General features: G+C 36.0%; 15 protein-coding genes. 8 read left to right on the forward strand and 7 right to left on the reverse strand.

Going from position 1 to position 18,281, the window contains the following annotated elements; all coding sequences use genetic code 11:
- Positions 1-9 precede the first annotated feature (9 nt).
- A complete protein-coding gene (locus tag CH354_RS05710) occupies positions 10-837 on the reverse strand; it encodes a prohibitin family protein (RefSeq protein WP_207764232.1) in 828 nt (275 codons plus the stop codon).
- Between the two features lie 24 nt (positions 838-861).
- Here CH354_RS05710 and CH354_RS05715 point away from each other — a divergent pair, with 24 nt between their 5' ends.
- On the forward strand, positions 862-1,356 hold the full coding sequence (locus tag CH354_RS05715; protein WP_100766315.1) for an ankyrin repeat domain-containing protein: 495 nt from the start codon (positions 862-864) through the stop codon (positions 1,354-1,356).
- 486 nt (positions 1,357-1,842) lie between these two features.
- Here CH354_RS05715 and CH354_RS05720 read toward each other — a convergent pair whose 3' ends face one another.
- The 3 genes from CH354_RS05720 to CH354_RS05730 form a co-directional block, all read right to left on the reverse strand.
- Positions 1,843-2,325: a GNAT family N-acetyltransferase gene (locus tag CH354_RS05720; RefSeq protein WP_100725683.1), complete on the reverse strand. Its 483-nt coding sequence runs from the start codon at positions 2,323-2,325 to the stop codon at positions 1,843-1,845.
- Between the two features lie 60 nt (positions 2,326-2,385).
- A complete protein-coding gene (locus CH354_RS05725) occupies positions 2,386-2,988 on the reverse strand; it encodes a class I SAM-dependent methyltransferase (RefSeq protein WP_100725684.1) in 603 nt (200 codons plus the stop codon).
- Positions 2,989-3,052: 64 nt separating this feature from the next.
- Complete coding sequence (locus CH354_RS05730) at positions 3,053-3,745, reverse strand: nitroreductase (protein ID WP_100725685.1); 693 nt, start codon at positions 3,743-3,745, stop codon at positions 3,053-3,055.
- Positions 3,746-3,894: 149 nt separating this feature from the next.
- Between CH354_RS05730 and CH354_RS05735 the strand changes: the two genes are divergently transcribed.
- From CH354_RS05735 to ilvD, 4 genes are all read left to right on the forward strand, one after another.
- On the forward strand, positions 3,895-4,476 hold the full coding sequence (locus tag CH354_RS05735) for a TetR/AcrR family transcriptional regulator (protein WP_100725962.1): 582 nt from the start codon (positions 3,895-3,897) through the stop codon (positions 4,474-4,476).
- On the forward strand, positions 4,473-7,151 hold the full coding sequence (locus CH354_RS05740; protein WP_100725686.1) for a TonB-dependent receptor: 2,679 nt from the start codon (positions 4,473-4,475) through the stop codon (positions 7,149-7,151). Before CH354_RS05735 ends, CH354_RS05740 begins: the two co-directional genes overlap by 4 nt.
- On the forward strand, positions 7,148-7,789 hold the full coding sequence (locus tag CH354_RS05745; protein WP_322113194.1) for a hypothetical protein: 642 nt from the start codon (positions 7,148-7,150) through the stop codon (positions 7,787-7,789). Before CH354_RS05740 ends, CH354_RS05745 begins: the two co-directional genes overlap by 4 nt.
- A gap of 70 nt (positions 7,790-7,859) precedes the next feature.
- Positions 7,860-9,536: a dihydroxy-acid dehydratase gene (gene ilvD, locus CH354_RS05750; RefSeq protein ID WP_100728284.1), complete on the forward strand. Its 1,677-nt coding sequence runs from the start codon at positions 7,860-7,862 to the stop codon at positions 9,534-9,536.
- Positions 9,537-9,565: 29 nt separating this feature from the next.
- Here the strand turns inward: ilvD and CH354_RS05755 are convergent, their stop codons facing one another.
- The 3 genes from CH354_RS05755 to CH354_RS05765 all read right to left on the reverse strand — a co-directional run bounded on the left by CH354_RS05755 (position 9,566) and on the right by CH354_RS05765 (position 13,119).
- Positions 9,566-10,591 (reverse strand): pirin family protein, encoded by a 1,026-nt coding sequence (locus tag CH354_RS05755; protein ID WP_100728285.1) that lies wholly within the window; start codon positions 10,589-10,591, stop codon positions 9,566-9,568.
- A gap of 53 nt (positions 10,592-10,644) precedes the next feature.
- Positions 10,645-11,793: a hypothetical protein gene (locus tag CH354_RS05760; protein ID WP_100728286.1), complete on the reverse strand. Its 1,149-nt coding sequence runs from the start codon at positions 11,791-11,793 to the stop codon at positions 10,645-10,647.
- A 99-nt stretch (positions 11,794-11,892) separates the two neighbouring features.
- Positions 11,893-13,119 carry a PAS domain-containing sensor histidine kinase gene (locus tag CH354_RS05765; protein WP_100725689.1) on the reverse strand — a complete coding sequence of 409 codons (1,227 nt, stop codon included), beginning with the start codon at positions 13,117-13,119 and terminating at the stop codon, positions 11,893-11,895.
- 193 nt (positions 13,120-13,312) lie between these two features.
- Between CH354_RS05765 and CH354_RS05770 the strand changes: the two genes are divergently transcribed.
- The 3 genes from CH354_RS05770 to CH354_RS05780 all read left to right on the forward strand — a co-directional run bounded on the left by CH354_RS05770 (position 13,313) and on the right by CH354_RS05780 (position 18,202).
- Entirely contained in the window at positions 13,313-15,013 is a 1,701-nt protein-coding gene (locus CH354_RS05770) for a hypothetical protein (protein ID WP_338092376.1), read from the forward strand.
- Positions 15,010-17,028 (forward strand): 7TM diverse intracellular signaling domain-containing protein, encoded by a 2,019-nt coding sequence (locus CH354_RS05775; protein ID WP_100728288.1) that lies wholly within the window; start codon positions 15,010-15,012, stop codon positions 17,026-17,028. Before CH354_RS05770 ends, CH354_RS05775 begins: the two co-directional genes overlap by 4 nt.
- A gap of 97 nt (positions 17,029-17,125) precedes the next feature.
- Complete coding sequence (locus CH354_RS05780; RefSeq protein ID WP_100728289.1) at positions 17,126-18,202, forward strand: alkene reductase; 1,077 nt, start codon at positions 17,126-17,128, stop codon at positions 18,200-18,202.
- The last annotated feature ends 79 nt before the right edge of the window (positions 18,203-18,281 follow it).

Below are 18,281 nucleotides of genomic sequence, written 5' to 3' on the forward strand. Positions count from 1 at the left end.
CGGATTTCTTTATTTGCCTTCAGGATTTACAATGATTGGCAATCCATCTTTCCCGTTCGGTACAAATATCAATTTGTTGTTTGGATTTTCCATTGCTTTCAGTTGGATGTATTTGGGAGTTAATGAATCAGAAATCATCTTTTGGGCTTTAGCCTGAGCTTCAGCTTCAATTAACACTGCTTTGGCTTTTCCATCAGCAGTGATTTGTTGGATTTCAGCATCACGTTTGGCAATGTTGATCTCAAACTTCATCTGCTCTTGTTCTTGCTGTTTTGTGAGTTTACTTTCTATTGCTTTTAAAATGGAAGGACTGTATTCAACATCATCAATGATCACATCATCAATCTCAACATGTTTAAACTTCAATTTTTCGGTTAAAGATTTTTTAATCTGAGCTGAAACATTGGGAGTCTCTTTCGAAATCGATACCATATTATAAGCAGAAAGTATGTTTCGAATTGCGGTTCTGAATTGGGGTTTAACTACCTTGTCGTAATAGTCTCTGCCTATTTCCATCTCCAGTTCATAAATTTCATTTTGTATGGGTCGAATGATGATATTGGCTGTCACAGTGATTGTCAAATCGTCACGAGTTAAAACTTCTACCTTTTCTTGGTAACTACTCCATTGGATTGAGTAAACGTAGACACTGTTCCAAGGCATATAGGTTTGGACTCGAGACTCCAAAGGTTTTTGACTGAGTCCCGAGCTATAAGGCCTCCACATAAGCCCTACCTCACCTGGGTTGATGATTGAAATACAAGAGGTGAATATCATCCCAAGTAACAAAATAGGAAGGAACTGGAAACTAAAGAGAAAAATGGATCGACGTTTCATAGTTAAACTATTAGACTAAAACAGATGTCCCAAATCTTATCGAGCCGAATTTTCAAAAATATCATTCCATTTCTCATTATTTTACTAATCGCTGTGGTTGGGAATGGATGTGTGGAGGATGAAACTGTCATTAAAAATCCACCTAGTCTGGAATTACGTCTCTTCCATGCGGTTGAAAAAGGGAATCTAGAAGAAGTTAAATCATTATTAGCCCAAGGTGTCTCCATCAATGCGAAGGACTCACTTGGCAATTCCTCCCTCATCAAAGCTGTCGACGAAGAAGAAATGGAGTTAGCAAAATTTCTCATCCAAAAAGGAGCCAATGTCAACCTTCGTAATACGATGGGTGAAACAGCTCTTTACCGAGCCGTGTTCCGTGGTAACTTGGACCTTGTCAAACTTCTGGTAAAAGCTGGAGCTGAGACAAAAGCAAAAACAGTTGGTGGTGTTAGTATTGTTGAACTAGCAGAAGAACGCGGAGAAGACAGTATATTGAAGTATTTAGAAAGTATAAAATAATTTGAAATCGTTATCTTATCAACTGCTGTAAGCTTAAATCAAAACATCTATCATATAAATTTACCTTATATTTGAATTTAGTTCAAACTTAAGAATGTTTTAGTAAAAAATAGAAGGTATCCTAACAAACAAATCGTTACGGAAACTAGACTGACAACAATTAACAATGATTTTTTCAAATTGAACATATTTCACTTCTTAGAGTTAACATAAAATTGATGTTAACTCTATCGAACATGAGATCGGAACTAGTCATTTAATTTCAATTAAAATTTATTTCTTAGGTCAAAAAAATAATTTAGAAGTTTCTAATGTTCTATTTCATGATATAACATATTGTTCATTGAAATGGAAAAATTCAATTTCCATGGAAATAACTAATTTTTACCAATCATTTGACAAAATTAGAATAACGATTGATAAACTATAGTCGGTTTATGAGTACAGAATGAACTATTGTCGAGAGTTTTTAACTCACCTATAATTCTAAGATGTAAATGTTAATTGGTAGGTAATGGTTGAACCATTTTTTTGAATTTGTCTACTTCCGATTTTATCATAAAACTTCTTTGCACTTTCATTCAAGTCACTAGCAATCCAGCTTATATCGGATGCGTTATTTTCTTTTGCAATTGCAATTAGAGATTGCATTAGGTTTTTGCCTAATCCAATTCCTCTATCCGATGGTTCTATATAAAGATCATCCAACCAAACGGAAGGAAGGCCTGTAAATGAGGAATATCTAAAATGGTATATGGCAATCCCGATTGGGAGATTGTTTGTATCAATTGCCAATAAAACTTTTGCATATGGATGATCATTAAACATAGTTTTTCTTATGATTTCCTTGTTAGTTGTTACCAAACCCAAGGAATCTCCTAAGTTCCGATCAAATTCTGCTTTTTTTAAAATGAATTGGAAAATGTGATCAATATCCAATTCATTGGCTTCTCTAATTTTGTAATTCATATTATATCAGATTGAATGTAACTTTCAATGCTCAAACTATTCCATTAAAAAGATTCACATTTAAATCTTTCGAAGAACAACTCTCACAATGCTTGCTTTGCCTCTATGGAAAGGACTTTCATTGAGTTCAATTTCAAGTGTTTCTTCATATTCAACACTCATTTCTGAAAAATCCATTCTTAGGTCTTTGAGTTGGTACAACATATCTGGATCTTTTGGTCCACCTGAAGTGTATTTCAACTGTTCAGGAGAAAATGCTTCCAATAGTAAAATTCCACCGGTTTTTAAGGTTCTTACACAATTTCGATGAACAGTTGTTCGTATCGATTTATGAAAATGGCTATAAATCAGTGCCACCATATCCATTTGTTCAGGCGCATACGGGTATGTTAAAGCATCAGAAATTTCATAATGGAAAGTGACATTTTTTTCTTTTGCTAACTGGATGGCCTTTTGTCTTCCTGCTTCTGACTGATCAAATGCAAACACATCCCAACCTAGGCTTGCTGCAAAAACAGCATTCCTTCCTTCTCCTTCACAAGGAAAAAGGATTTTCCCTTTTTTTAAATTGGGAAGTCGGGAATGTAAAAACTCATTCGGTTCCTTTCCATAAATATATTCCTCGCTCACATAACGTTCGTTCCAGAAATCTTTGTTATACATAGTTACCCAACTTTTGTTTTGTGGTACTATCTTATACCAAAGATTTAGAATCCGAAATGATTTTTTAATGGAATCGAATTAAATCAGACGATCCTTCTCTTGGTGTATGGTAACGATTTAAATCGGAATCTGCTTTTGGATAACCAATACTTAAACCCATGATCACTTTTTCTTCGTTCGCTAGACCAAGTGTTTCACGAACCACTTCAGGGAAAGCGCCCAATGCAGCTTGTGGGCAAGTTCCAAGCCCTTCCTCTCTAGCGAGAAGTAAAACGGATTGAAGGAAACAACCCAAATCAATTCCGACAAAAAAATTAAGATCAAATTTGGAAGTGATAAAAACAGCAGTAGGCGCTCCAAAAAAACTAAAGTTACGAAGCATAAATTGGTCCCTTGCTTCTTTGTCTTTACGATCGATGCCAGCCACTCCATAAATTTTCATACCTAAATCAAACATACGTTTTTTGGCATCACTTGGATAAGATTCAGGCCAAGACGTTTCAGGAGTTGGTGCAGATTTTTTTGCTGTTTTTGTCAGTTTTTCTGCGAGTAGTTCTTTTTTGGCTCCACTGACAATATGAACCTTCCAAGGTTGGGAGTTTTTCCAACTGGGACTTCTCAATGATGTTTCAAAAATTCTATTTAGAATCTCCTCTGGAATTGGTTTTGGATCATACTCTCGGATGCTATGACGAGTGTTCATTGCTTCGGAAACAGTTTTAGTCACTTCATGAATAGAGATTAATTCTGGGTTCATCTTTCACCTTCAGAAAACATACATACCAGTCAGTATGTATTTGCAAGGATTTTTTATACGACAAATCCAAAATGGGAACAGAAAAAATTGAACATACTGGTCGGTGTATTTCTTGATTGGATTTAGTTTATCCTCATTTTAGGACAGAAATGAAGAAGGAACCGACTAAATTACGTCTCTTAGCCGTCAGCCGAAACCTTTTTCTAAAACAAGGATATTCAGAGACTGGTTTGAACCAAATTGTTGATGAAGCCAAAACGGTGAAGGCAAGTTTGTACCAACATTTTTCTTCTAAAGAAGAGTTGGGCAAAGAAGTTCTCAAAATTTATTCTGACGAAAATTTAAATCTGCTGAAAACCTTGATGAAACGAAATCCGAAACCTTTAGACTTTATTAGAGCTTGGGTGCGAATCCTTTCCAGAGAAGCTCGGATGTCACAATTATTTGGATGTGGAATGGCAAATTTTCGTGCCCAGATTAATTCAGAAGAAGTTCACATTCGTTCTGAAATTGAAAGGATAGCCAACCAAACGATCGAATGTTTATCTGAATTTCTTCAAAATTCGATACAAAATGGTTATATTTCCAAAAAAGTGGACCCTAATTCTCTCGCAAAACAGTTGTTTATCGTTTATGAAGGGGTATTGCAGAGTTACCGACTTTTAGATGATAAAAAATCATTAGACGAACTTTATAAAATTGCTGAAAACCTAATCCCTGTCTCAGAATGAAAGTAATCATTTCTCCATACACAATCCGATTGATTGTTCTCATTCTTACTTTCTCTACGGTTGGAACAGTTTCTATTTTTGCAGAAGGAAATTTAGAAATTTCGATTCAAATTGTAAAATCCAATTCCGGGAAACCAGTTCCCAATGCAGTTGTGATTTCAAAAAAAGGAAAAACAAGTGGTATATCCAATGCGGAGGGGATCGCCAAACTACAGTTTCCTGAACCAGGTTATTATGAGATCAAGGTTTCCACTGCTGATAGAACCGAATCGTTATTCCGTGAAATTCGTTTCAAAGGTCAGGTAATTCTTGTTTCGATCTCTGAGACAAATCTCTCTGGAATCGTGGTGAGTGGTGAGAGGGATAAAACTCCACTCTCTCGATATGGGCTTGTCCAAGATGAAATCAAACGATTACCAGGAGTGTCTGGTGATTCATTGAAAGCCTTACAAACTGTACCTGGAGTTGTGATTGGTGCACCAGTTGGAATTTTACCCTCTGTATTTACCAATATCGGAACCAATTTACTAACGGGAAATCCATACTCCAATAGTGAAAGAGGAGACTTGTCCTTACGTGGTGGAGGAACAAGGCAAAACCAATACTATTTTGATGGGTTCCCACTACCTTATCCTTTCCATTTGGGTAACCAATCCTCTGTTTTAAATAACAATTTAATCAAATCATTTGATGTGTATACAGGTGCTTTCCCAGCAAAGTATGGTTATGCGACTGGAGGGATCATCGCTATTGAAGGGACTGATCGAGTGGATGAAAATAAAACCATTATCAATGTAAATTTATTTTTATCTGATATTTATAACCAAACAAAAGTATTACCTGGCCTTGCGATGATCAGTTCTGGACGAAAAAATTATCCAAACTTAGTGCTCCTCCAGGCATACCCGCAAGGGATTCCTGATGATGCTAAATTTGCTGAATACCATGATTACCAATGGAAATTGATATGGGATCTTCATTCAGACCATCGGATCATATTCCAAACATTTGGCACGAGAGATAGACAAGCATATACGAAAGCACAGGCAGATTTAGAACGAGGTGGCGGTGACCCACGACCACCTACTGGTCTTGACCGAATGTTCCGAACGGATGGTGTGCGATATGTTTGGAAAGGAAAATCGTTTCGAAATACGTTGTCTTATTCACGAACATGGTTTGATGAATTTTTTGAACTCCGATTCACAAATCCTCTCACAGCAGAAAATATTTTCGGATTACAAAATAGAACCTCAGATACCATCACCTACGTACAAAATTCATTTGAATGGGAATTGTGGGAAGAACACCTAAAATTTGAAGCAGGTGTACAGGGTCGATTTCGTGAGACCACATTAAAAGGTGAAAATATTTCATCTTACAACCGTTTGTTTTACAATATTTTTAACGACTTATTGAATTCCAATGCTGCGTTTCGTTCTGTCATCGATGGTGATCGAATTCGGTACCGTGAAAAATCTGCCTATGCAGAATTCCAATTGAAGTATGGAGGGTTTCGTTTCACTCCTGGTGCACGTGTAGATAATTATTCGGGAAGTAATGAAACTAATTTAGCACCTAGAGTTACTGCCGGTTATGTTTTTGATGCAACAAAAACAAGTATAATGGCTGGGCATGGAATCCATTATAATGCTCCTGTTTCTGTGGAAGCCTTATCAAAAAAATCCGGGAATCCAAATTTATTTATGGAAAGAGCTGAGCATAATTCTTTGGGAATCAGCCAAGAGTTTGCAAACAATTGGCAAATTAAAATCGAAGGTTTTCGGAATATATTCCAAAACATCATTGTTCCAGATGCTTATATAATCGATCCTTATGCTCTCAATAATGATACACGTATTTTCGTAAATGAAACGGCAAAAGTTTTAGCCAATCCTATTACTCCCAAGAACCTAAATTACTCTAACGCTGGTTATGGGTATTCCGAAGGTGTTGAGATTTTTTTAAAGAAAACAAGAGACCCAAGAGAACAATCAGGTTTGTTTGGATGGATTTCGTATACAAATTCGATTACAAAAAGAATCAACAACCAATCGAGACTCACAAGTGATGAGACAAGGAATCGAACGTTACAAAACAATTCTAGAACATTGTTGGCACAAACGAAGTTTGGTACAAATTATATCAATTATTATGATGATAATAATTTGGAGATCATCTACAATAATGACAAACAAGAATTGTACGACCTCGACAGAACTCATATTCTAAACTTAGTTTTTGGTTATAAGTTTAATCCAGAATGGATGATTGGTGGACGACTTCGTTACTTTTCTGGTACTCCGTATACTCCCATAACAGGGGCTACACGAGCAAGCCAAGCAGCAACATTCGGACTCAATCTATATTTTCCCAATTATTCAGGAAATTATAATAGTGATCGATTTTTGCCTTTCCACCAATTTGACTTGCGAATTGACCGAATTGAAAACTATTCATGGGGTTATATTAATACCTACATAGAATTCGTGAATTTTTACGGTAGGAGGAACCAAGCTGGTTTTGATTTTGATAATACAAAAAATTACCAACGAAACCAAAATCCAAGCCCTACCTATGATACAGTGAACTCTCCCCACATCGTATCCCAAACACCCAATGGTAAAATGGCGATCATTCCTCTCATCAATATTGGAATGGAGGTAAGGTTTTGAAACAGTGGTTCATCATCATGATTTCTATTCTGGCACTTCCATCTTGTTTTGAAAGTGGAAAGGATGTGCAAAATAAGAAGGAAGAAGAACAAACTTGGATTCTAACAACATTGTATTGGCAGAGGAATTCGGGCAATTGTATCAAACTTGATACTAATACAAATTCTAGAACTTGTAGTCGCAGACCATTAGGGATTTGTAATGTGAACCAACTCATTGTGACACAAGCGGAAGTCAATTTTCTCCTAAACGAATCAAAAAACTTACAAAACCGAGTTCCAGATTGCCAAGAATCAATTTTACAATCGGGAATTTTAAATACAAAGGCTACTACAAACGCAAATACCGACAGCTTTAAAACTAGGTATGGATTTACCGTAACGGAATCCTGCGAAGTAGCTGGTATCCAACCGGCAACAGGAACACAACTCGCTACTTTTGTTCAAATCCAATGGTTAGAATCGGCAAGAGGTAAAATTGCAAAAGCAGCAAAAGCGATTGTTGCCAATGGATTTTTGCCCCAATCTTCACGAGATAAGGCTAACAGTTGTTTGCAAATAGAATTTTTAGATTGGGAAAAAGAGTTAGCCCAAGCGAACAACGACAACAAAATCCTGATCGAAATGACACTACCTTAAAATTGAAAATCCGCTTTCCTTTCTTTAAGACTCTACCATTTTGACTTTATTCCCAAGGAAATTGTAAATTATGAGTTTGAATCGATACAGCCGTGTTTTAACCCAAGATGAATCTCTCCCAGCATCCCAAGCCATGATCATTGGTTCAGGAGTACCTTACGAAGATTTAAACAAACCTTTTGTTGGAATTGGTAGTACAGGTTTTGATGGAAATCCATGTAACATGCATTTGACAACACTTGCTGCCTTACAAAAAAAAAGTGTCATCGATACAAAACAAATGGTTGGTCTACTCTTCAATACAATTGGTGTGAGTGACGGAATTACCAATGGGAATGATGGAATGAGGTTTTCCCTTCCTTCGAGAGAAATCATTGCTGACTCTATCGAAACAATTTCAGGTGCTCATTTTTATGATGGTCTAATCTTCACAGCTGGTTGTGATAAAAATATGCCAGGTGCTATCATGGCAATGGCTCGTCTCAACCGTCCTGCCATTATGGTGTATGGTGGAACCATCAATGGTGGTCATTTCAAAGGTGAAAAATTAAATATTGTATCCGCTTTTGAAGCATACGGTAAAAAAATTAACGGTAAAATTTCAGAAGAAGATTTTAAAGAAGTCATCAAAAATTCCTGCCCAGGCCCTGGAGCTTGTGGAGGGATGTACACAGCCAATACAATGGCAACTGCCATTGAAGTTATGGGAATGAGTTTACCATACAGTTCGTCTTCTCCAGCACGAAGTGAAGAAAAAAAGAAAGAATGCCAAGAGATTGGAAAGTATATGTACAATCTTTTAGAAAAAGACATCAAACCTTCTGATATCATCACTCCAAAATCCATACTCAATGCTTTACGTGTCATCACCATCCTTGGTGGTTCTACAAATGCAGCACTGCATATGATCGCCATTGCACGTACGATGGGAATCAATTTGGACCTCGACCAAATCCAAAAGGTAACCGATACAACACCTCTACTTGCTGACATGAAACCAAGTGGGAAGTATTTGATGGAAGACCTATTTGCAATTGGTGGAACTCCTGCCATCATGAAATTTATGCTGAAGGAAGGAATGTTAGATGGTTCTTGTCTAACTGTCACAGGGAAAACCATTGCAGAAAATTTGGAATCACTTCCAGACCTTCCAAAAGACCAAGACCTAATTAGACCAGTGAGTAACCCAATCAAAAAAGAAGGCCACATACAAGTCTTATATGGTAACATTGCCAAAAAAGGTGCAGTTGCAAAAATCACTGGCCATGAAGGGGAAATGTTTGAAGGGAAAGCCATTTGTTTTGATTCGGAAGTAGAAGCAAACGAAGGCATCCGAGATGGGAAAGTGAAACCTGGCCATGTGGTTGTGATTCGTTATGTGGGTCCAAAAGGGGGACCAGGGATGCCTGAGATGTTAAAACCAACCTCTGCCATCATTGGAGCAGGTCTTGGTGATAATGTAGCCCTCATCACTGATGGACGATTTTCTGGCGGAAGCCATGGCTTTGTGGTAGGTCATATCACACCTGAAGCGATGGAAGGTGGTGAAATTGCTTTGGTGGAAAACGGTGATGTGATCTCCATCGATGCTCGAACCAATAAACTAGAAGTAAAAGTAAGTATCGAAGAATTAGAAAAACGACGTGCTAAATGGAAAAAACCGCCGTACCGAGTGACAAGTGGTTATTTATGGAAGTACATCCAAATGGTAAAAGATGCAAGTACTGGTTGTTTAACGGACCGGTAATTTTACCGATCCGCATACCCACCAATTTCCTATTTTGAATTTGTGGGTGTTTCTTCTTTCCCGTTTGCGTGTTTGGCAAATCTTCCTTTGCCAACATGGACGGGATCATATGAGTCCCAAGGCCAACCACCAAACTGAGTTTTACGGTAATCATCAAACGCTTGTTGGATTTCCTCTTGTTTGTTCATTACAAATGGTCCGTATTGGACAACAGGTTCTGCAATTGGTTTTCCTTCTAAGATCAGAATTCTACCGGCTTCCGATCCATTTCGAATTTCGATAGTTTCGTCTGCTTTTAGGTTGTACATATGTTTGCCAGGGACTTGTGTTCCATCGACAACGAGTCCCTCACCACGGAAATAATACATGTTTCGGTTATTTTCTTTAGAAGTCGCTGGTATCACAAATTGAACTTCAGGGTCCAAATCCAAAATATAAATTCCCACTTCGTTTGCTCTGTCGGCAGCCCATGAATTGGGAGGTGGATCCAATGCTTTGTCACCAAACAAAGAACCTGCGACCGTTTTAATTTTGACCTGCTTATGATTTGAATCAGATAGAAATTTTACTGGTATATCTTCGTTCCAAAACATTTTAAAATGTGGATCAACAAACTTATTTTTGGCGGGTAAATTGAGCCATATTTGGAAAAGTTCAAGAGTGTTTTCTTCTGATTCATTGATGAGTGGAAACATTTCAGAATGTTGGATACCGGCACCTGCCGTCATCCACTGTACATCACCATCACCATATCGGCCAGCAGCTCCTTGTGAATCTGCATGGTCAACCAATCCTCGTTGAACAACAGTTACGGTTTCGAATCCTCTATGTGGGTGGCCTGGAAAACCAGGAATGGTCTCACCATGATACATCCGCCATCCATCTTTTCCAACAAAGTCCTGTCCAATTTGTCTTCCTTGTAAGGATGCTTTGGGTCCAAATTTTCCATTGCCGTTAGGATAAAAATCTTCGTGGTGTACACAGAACAAAAAAGGGTCGGATGTTGGCCATTGGAAGTCTAGTTTTTGAGCATATAATATAGATTTGTGTTTCATTTTGTCCTATCACAAAAGGGATCACCCTCTAATGATAAGACAAGGAAACAATGTCAAAAGTTTTTAACTAGAGATACATTCACACCAAAAGATCCAAATTCTTTGGAACTTTGCGAAGAATTTAGGTCTGGAACAGAGCTGAGTTCGACGGGAGTTTTTCCTTGGCCTAAATTAAATCCTGTCACTTCCGAAACACTAAAAGAGGAAATTTGGTAAAACCCACCATATTTGATTCCCAAAGTATCAAACACTTTCCACACAAGCCCCATCTCCAAAGAAACGGAAGCACCACCTAGTCCACGCATCAATCCTTCTTTTGATTGGAATGCTGTTAAATCAGTTTTGGAAACAGGTGAGCTAAAAACAACTTGGTTACTTGCATTTAAACTACCTGTGGAAGATGTTTCAATTCCATAACTCAGTAGTTTTAATTGGCCAGCAAAGATTGTTAAATCTCCAATCATATAAAAATTGAGCCAATCAGTGATGGATGTAGCAAAACCATAATTCATTCCATAATTTTTTGTTCTAAATTCTACAGAACCGGTTGAGAACGCATAACCTTCTGTTACAGTTTGTTCTCCTGTTCGTAAAAATGGAAATTTTAATTGGAAAGATTGGAATGGGCCTTTCGATGATAATTCAGAATAACTAAAACTCAATTCAGATGATGTTGAATCTGTTAAATAGTTAATGGGACCTAAACCGATTTTAAATCCCACTTCATTCACACCAGATCTAACCTTATCATTCAGATAAAGTCCATTTGTACTAAAACTAGTCCTTGTATCGTTATATTGTTCTCCTTTCGCATAAACAAATCCAATAAAAAAATCTTCTGAGAATTGATGTGAGTATTTTATACGTGGCGAAATTGTGGAGGTTGGTCTTGATTCCGCACTCTCTGTGATGATACCAGGAGGGTTTAAATTATTATTTGTGTTACTACTGTTGACAAAACTGGAAGCAACACGTGCAGAATTGAGAATACTTGAGACGGATTGCGGTCCACCCTCTGAAGGAGTTTGTACAAATTCACCAGCAAGTTCTAACACGGCTAGTCTCGATCCAAAAAACGATTTTTTGGGAGGGGGACTAGTTGGAGGATTTGGTTCTGGAGTTGTTTGGGTAACGGGTTGTGCCAAAAGTGGAACAGAGAAAAATAAAACGAATATAAGATGGAAAAATAGTTTGCTTCGCATTCTTTCAAAAATGAAAATCTTAGATTCTGTTTCTATCAAAAAAAAATTAGAATCGCAAGTTGGAATAAAAAATGAGCAAACATTGGAAATAAATTTCCATTAGATTGTGTGTTGTCCTAATTCAAAATAAAACGTTGTGCCTTCTTTTGATACACTCTCCACCCAAATCTTACCACCATGTTGTTCTATAAAATCTTTGCTTAAGATGAGACCAAGTCCAGTGCCAACTTCCTGTGCTGTTCCAGGTGTTGAAACCTTTTGATCTAAACGAAACAAGGAATTGATTTGATCCTTCGACATACCGATTCCTTCATCTTTCACATAAAAACAATGACTTTTAGAATTAGTATCATTCTTTGTTTGGGAAAAATTACATCCAATTTCAATTGTTTGGTTATGATTGCTATACTTGATTGCATTTGAAATTAGATTACGAAATATTGTTTCGATCATAAAAGAATCAGCATTCAATTGAAACGATTTGGGAATTAGATTCTGAATTGTTAAGTTTTTTTTATGAATTGATAAGGACAAAAGATCTATCGTTTTGTGAATTAATTCGTATAAAGAAATCAATACAGGTTGGAATGTGATCATGCCGTTTTGAGTGCTTGCCCAATGGAGCAAATTTTCCATTAGTGAATAGAGTTTTTCAGATGATTCATTTAAAATTTGTAAGTTAAGAAATTTATCTTCGTCGGAAAGGATTGTAATTTTTTCACTTAAACTTTTGGTAAACTCTCTATGTGACCCAAGTGGTCCCTTCAAATCGTGAGCAATAATTGAAAAAAATTTGTCTTTGGTTGCGTTTAATTCACTCAACCGAAGTGCTGCTTGTTTTAGTTTTGACTCATTTAACTTTTGTTCAGTGATATCTCTTACGATTGCACAATTGTATTTTTTACCATCGTATTCAACTAAGTTAACCGTCACTTCAATTGGAAAGGTAGTTCCATCTTTTCGTTTGTTAATTGTTTCTAATGTAAAAGATTTTCTCTCCAAAATCTCTTGCCAGTGAGCATCCCAAATCTCTTTGGTGAAGAGGGGATCAACTTGAAACATTGTCATCGATAGAAATTCTTCTTTTGAATATCCAAAATTGATACAAGCAGCATTGTTTACAAAAATATACTTACCTTTTTCATCTAACCACAGGATCGAATCGGAAATAGTATCAATAGAATATTGTGTGAATTGAAGTAAGTTGTTAATCTTTGTTTGGTGATAGTTTTGGTTAATTTGAGTTTGTTTTAGAGTTTGGTTCTCCTGTTCTAGTTTTTGGATCTCAGCGAGGAGGACTTCGTAGGTTTTTTGCGAAGTAGGCATAAGGAATGACTTATTTTACAAAGCTTACAAAAAATTGCCAAGAATTATGTGGAATTCAATTTAAGATTCCAATACTGGAATTTGACTTGACCAAGTAAAAATGGTACATCTAACTTAACAGCCTCTAGTTATGGCTTGTCTGTTTTGTCAAAATGGTTCAAAAACATTTTCTCGTTTGGAGCCTATCCAAGAATTGAGCCAAACTCCTAAGTTTCCGATCCATGATATTGTAGGAGAAACACTAAATCCCTACCGAGAAATTTATGAATGTTCCGAGTGCCATCAGTATTGGTGGATCCGAGTCAAAGGGACAGGAGACCCAAGGTCCACCTATCCAGAGTACTACGAACAAACTGCGGAATTAATTGATGACCAACGATTAGAATTGATACGTAATCCATCAGTGGAACACCTTTTGCGTTATGGTGGATTCAACTATCCTTATTCCTTTTTTACAGAAGTTTTGGAAAAAATTGCAGTAAAGGAAAGAGATTCACTCAAACAAATTTTTTTAAAAAGAACTCAAAACTTACCCAGTTCGGCAAAACTTTGGTTGCGTACTTGGTTTCAAAGGGAATTTCCAAACGAATTTTTGGATGAGAAAACAAAAGGATTTCCAAGTGAAGTCAGTTTACTGCATACGATGCGAGAAGGCGAATCCATTTTGGTTACAGAGTGGATCTCGATCGATCAATTTGTGATTCTATCTATTCTCGATGATACGTATACTCTCACGGCCTTTCATTTCATTGAAAAAAGAATCCTTTGGAGTCAGTCAGTCAAACGACCGTTTACGGAAGGTTTATCCATTCCTTATTTGTTTTATCAGTCTGGACATTTGTGTTATTACCAAGGATTTCAAAAAGGATCAGAATATGATTCCAAACTCAACCGACCAAATGAGTTGTTATTATTTGATCTGAATGGTAATTTAAAAATTTCAATTCCACTTGCCTTTCGTTGTTACGAAGTTCTGTCAACTGAAGAAAGAGATGTTTCTGAATACCGAGTGGTACATAACTTTTCTTTTACGATCATCGATGAAACATTATACCTTCCCCATGGGAATCAGATCCATATCTACAATTTAAAATCAAAACAATTGATCCAAACATTAAAATCTCCAAATGGTGATGCCTTTTCTGGTAAAACTTTCCTTACTGAAACAGGAATCATCCTTTTTCAAACATTAAAAGGAGTATTTGCAATTAACAATGATTATGAGATTTTATTTCAATACAGTTCCAAGTTTCACCCAGTTTTTATTGATTCAAAATTAAATTTTTACTACTATTATGCAATCGTAGACAACATCCAAACGGGGGAACAAAAACGATTTTCAAAAACGCATGATTCGGGTATCAAGTTACCATTTGAAATCACATCTCCTCCTTTAGAATTCAAAAATCGAATTTTGATTCCCTTTGTTTGGGACAAATCTTATTTGTTAGATGATAAACTCAATATCATGAAGGAATTGGACTTTACTTGTACAGATACCTTAGGTCCTCATTCTTTTGCTGTAACAAAATCACCCATTCTCATCGTAGAAGATAAACTTGTATTCACTAATGATTACCATTCCATTCAAATGATCGATGAGATGGGAAACGAGATCATTCATTTTCCGATCCAATCTGAAGTAATCAAATTGTTTAGTTTTGATGGAAAACATACTGTTATCACTCTTTCTTGTTATGATGAGTACAGTGAAGAGAATCAAATCGAATTAATATTACTTGCTGAAAATGGAGAACAACTACTGCGAAAAATTTTTCTAGGACCAGAAGGATTGAGTGTCAACTTCGATGGATTTCTCATTTTTACGCAACAAAATCTGATTTATTCATACGATTTGTTTCAGGAAATAGAAAGAATTAAAAATCCAAAATGAAAATTAAAATCCTCATCTTACAATGTTTGGTATTTTTGATTTGCTCTGAATTGTCAGCAAACGAATCCATTGTCAATCTAAACCAAATCCAAGAAAAACCAATTCATTTAGCAAAGTATATGTATGTTTTGGAGGATACCAATCATCAAATTGAATTCCAAGATTTAAGGTTGAATGATTCCAAATTACCTTTTCATCAGAATCCAAATGCAAAAGAAGCCTTCAACTATTCCTATTCTAAATCAACCTATTGGCTTAAGGTAAAGATTGTAAATCCATATGAGTACGAATTTGTTTCTAGTTTGGTTGTGAGTTATCCGAGATTAAAGACTTTGGATTTGTATTTTGAAACAAATGAAGGAGTGAAATTCATTCCTTCTGGGTATGCTGTAGCAGCAATGCATCGACCATATCCTTCCAGAAATTTTGTTTTTCCCATTGTCTTTCCAAAAAATGCAACTTCTATACTGTACTTAAAAGTACAATCTCCAAACGCAATCAACTTACCAATTCAACTTTGGAAACAAAAATCCTATGACCGACATGAAATCGATGATCATGTATTGCAGGCGATCTATTTTGGAATGACACTTGCGATGATCGTGTTTAACCTTTTTGTATTTTTGATTCTAAGAGATATTAGTTATTTACTATATGTTTTGGTTGTATTGAGTTCTGCGATTGCGATCGCAACTCATAATGGAATTGCTTCCGAGTATTTATGGGACAACTCACCTTGGTTAGACCAATATGCCATCAATTTACTGATTTCAGTTGTATTAATTTTATTCCTTATTTTTATGCGGACATTACTTCAGACTAAAAAAGTATTACCGCGTCTTGATCGAATCAATTGGATTTTAACTTTAATCCAATTGATACTCCCTATTCTTTACATTGTAAACTTTGATATGTTTATCAAATGGTTAGTTTTAAGTCATACGATTACTTCTTTATGGATCCTTATCATCGGTGTAATTTGTTCTTTTAAAAGACAAAGGATTGCTTATTTTTTTCTTCTAGCGTTTGCCTTTTTGTTCCTTGCCCTTATCATTTCAACATTAAGAGCATTAGGATATATTCCTACAAATGTATTTACAATGGAAGGTCCACAATATGGATCGGCTGCAGAGATGATGTTACTTGCTTTTGCATTGGCTGATCGTTACAATTTTATCATTAAAGAAAAAGAAATCGCGGAGAACAAGGTCAAAATCAATTTAGAAAGATCAAATTTAGAATTGGAAGAAAAAGTAAAAGAAAGAACATTTAAACTTAACCAAACGCTCAATGTATTGAGAAAAGATCTATTTGTTGCAAAAAAAATTCAGGAAAATTCTATCTCTGTTGATGTAAAATTATTAGAACAACTCAATTTTGTATTCAAATACCTTCCAGTCTCAGAAGTAGGTGGTGATTTTTTTGACATCACTCATCTTAAGGATTCGCGATTTAGAATTTTGGTAGCGGATGCAACGGGCCACGGAGTGCATGCTGCTATGATCACTATGGCGATCAAAGGTTTGTATGATCCAATTAAAGAATTTGAACTCACTCCAAGTAAAGTGATGGAAATCTTTAATGAAGAATTTATGGATAATTTTGTTTCATTAAACAGCTTACTGACCGCCATCATCATCGATATACACTTTGAAGAACAAATAATTCAATTTGCTTCTGCTGGTCATCCTTCTGCCGTGTTAATTCAAAATGGAAAATTAAATCTGTTAGCAAAAACAGGAAGAATGATTGGACTCAAAAAACAAACCCAGTATGAAAATGTTGAACTTAAATTTGAATCAGGAAACCGATTGTTTATTTTTACAGATGGTGTATATGAAGCATTTAATCAAAATGATGAAGAATTTGGGGAAGAGAAACTCCATGAACTTTTTTTGAACACCACTCATTTGTCTTTATCTGAGGTGGAAGAAGAACTATTAAAATCCCTCCAAAATTTTCAGAATGGGCAGGAAAGACAGGATGACCTAACCATTTTGGGTTTTGATCTGTAGGTTTATTTTTTTGGAAAAAAGGTTTAATATTAAATTATTTTATATCAAATGAGAAGAGAAATCCGTCTATTTTCTAAAGGATCGAATAGGAAATTATATGAGTTTGTTGTTTGAAAAAGCAAAATTAGGAAATTTAGAATTAAAAAATCATGTTGTAATGGCACCCATGACAAGATCGAGATCAATAGGAAATGTTCCAGGTGAAATCGTCGCCACATACTACGAACAAAGATCAGAAGCAGGGCTTATCATTACAGAAGGAACTTCTCCATCTCCGAATGGTTTAGGTTATGCGAGAATCCCTGGAATTTTTTCAAAAGAACAAACAGAAGCATGGAAAGTTGTTACTGATAAGGTTCATAAAAAAGATAGCAAAATTTTTATTCAATTGATGCATACTGGTAGGATTGGTCATGAATTTAATTTACCAAAATCAGCAAAGGTTCTTGCTCCATCTGCCATTATGGCAAAAGGCAAAATGTGGACAGATAGTAATGGAATGGTAGATCATCCAACACCAAAAGAAATGTCCAAAGATGAAATTCAGTCTACAATACAAGAATTTGTTTTAGCATCTAAGAATGCAATTACCGCCGGATTTGATGGGGTTGAATTACATGCAGCAAACGGATATTTGTTGGAGCAATTTTTACATCCTTCTTCCAATCAAAGAACAGATGAATATGGTGGCTCAATTGAAAACCGTATTCGATTTATTCTTGAAGTGGCTAAAGCAGTATCAGATGCAATCGGTAAAGAAAAAACGGGAATCAGATTATCTCCTTATGGAGCCTTTAACGATTTATTTCCTTTTGAAGAAACCCATGATGAATATTCTTTATTGGCACAAAAATTAAATGAACTTGGTATTGTGTACATTCATTTAGTGGATCATTCTTCAATGGGCGCACCAACTGTTGAACCAAAAACTGTTTCTGCTATCAGAAATAATTTTAAACAAACTCTTATTTTAAGTGGAGGGTATGATTCAGAACGTGCTGAAGCAGATCTAAAATCAGGTAACGCTAATTTGGTGGCATTTGGAAAACCATTCCTTGCAAATCCAGATCTAGTGACTAAATTCCAAAAGAAGATACCTCTTGCAAAATTTGATGAAGCCACTTTGTATACTCCCGGAGAAAAAGGTTACATCGATTATCCACTTGTTTCCTAATTGATACAAGCGCTCATTTTTATGGGCGCCTCAATTTGAACTTTAACAGAAGCTAAATTTTATAAAGGAACGGGCTCCT

It is taken from the genome of Leptospira levettii (assembly GCF_002812085.1).
Lineage (GTDB): Bacteria > Spirochaetota > Leptospiria > Leptospirales > Leptospiraceae > Leptospira_A > Leptospira_A levettii.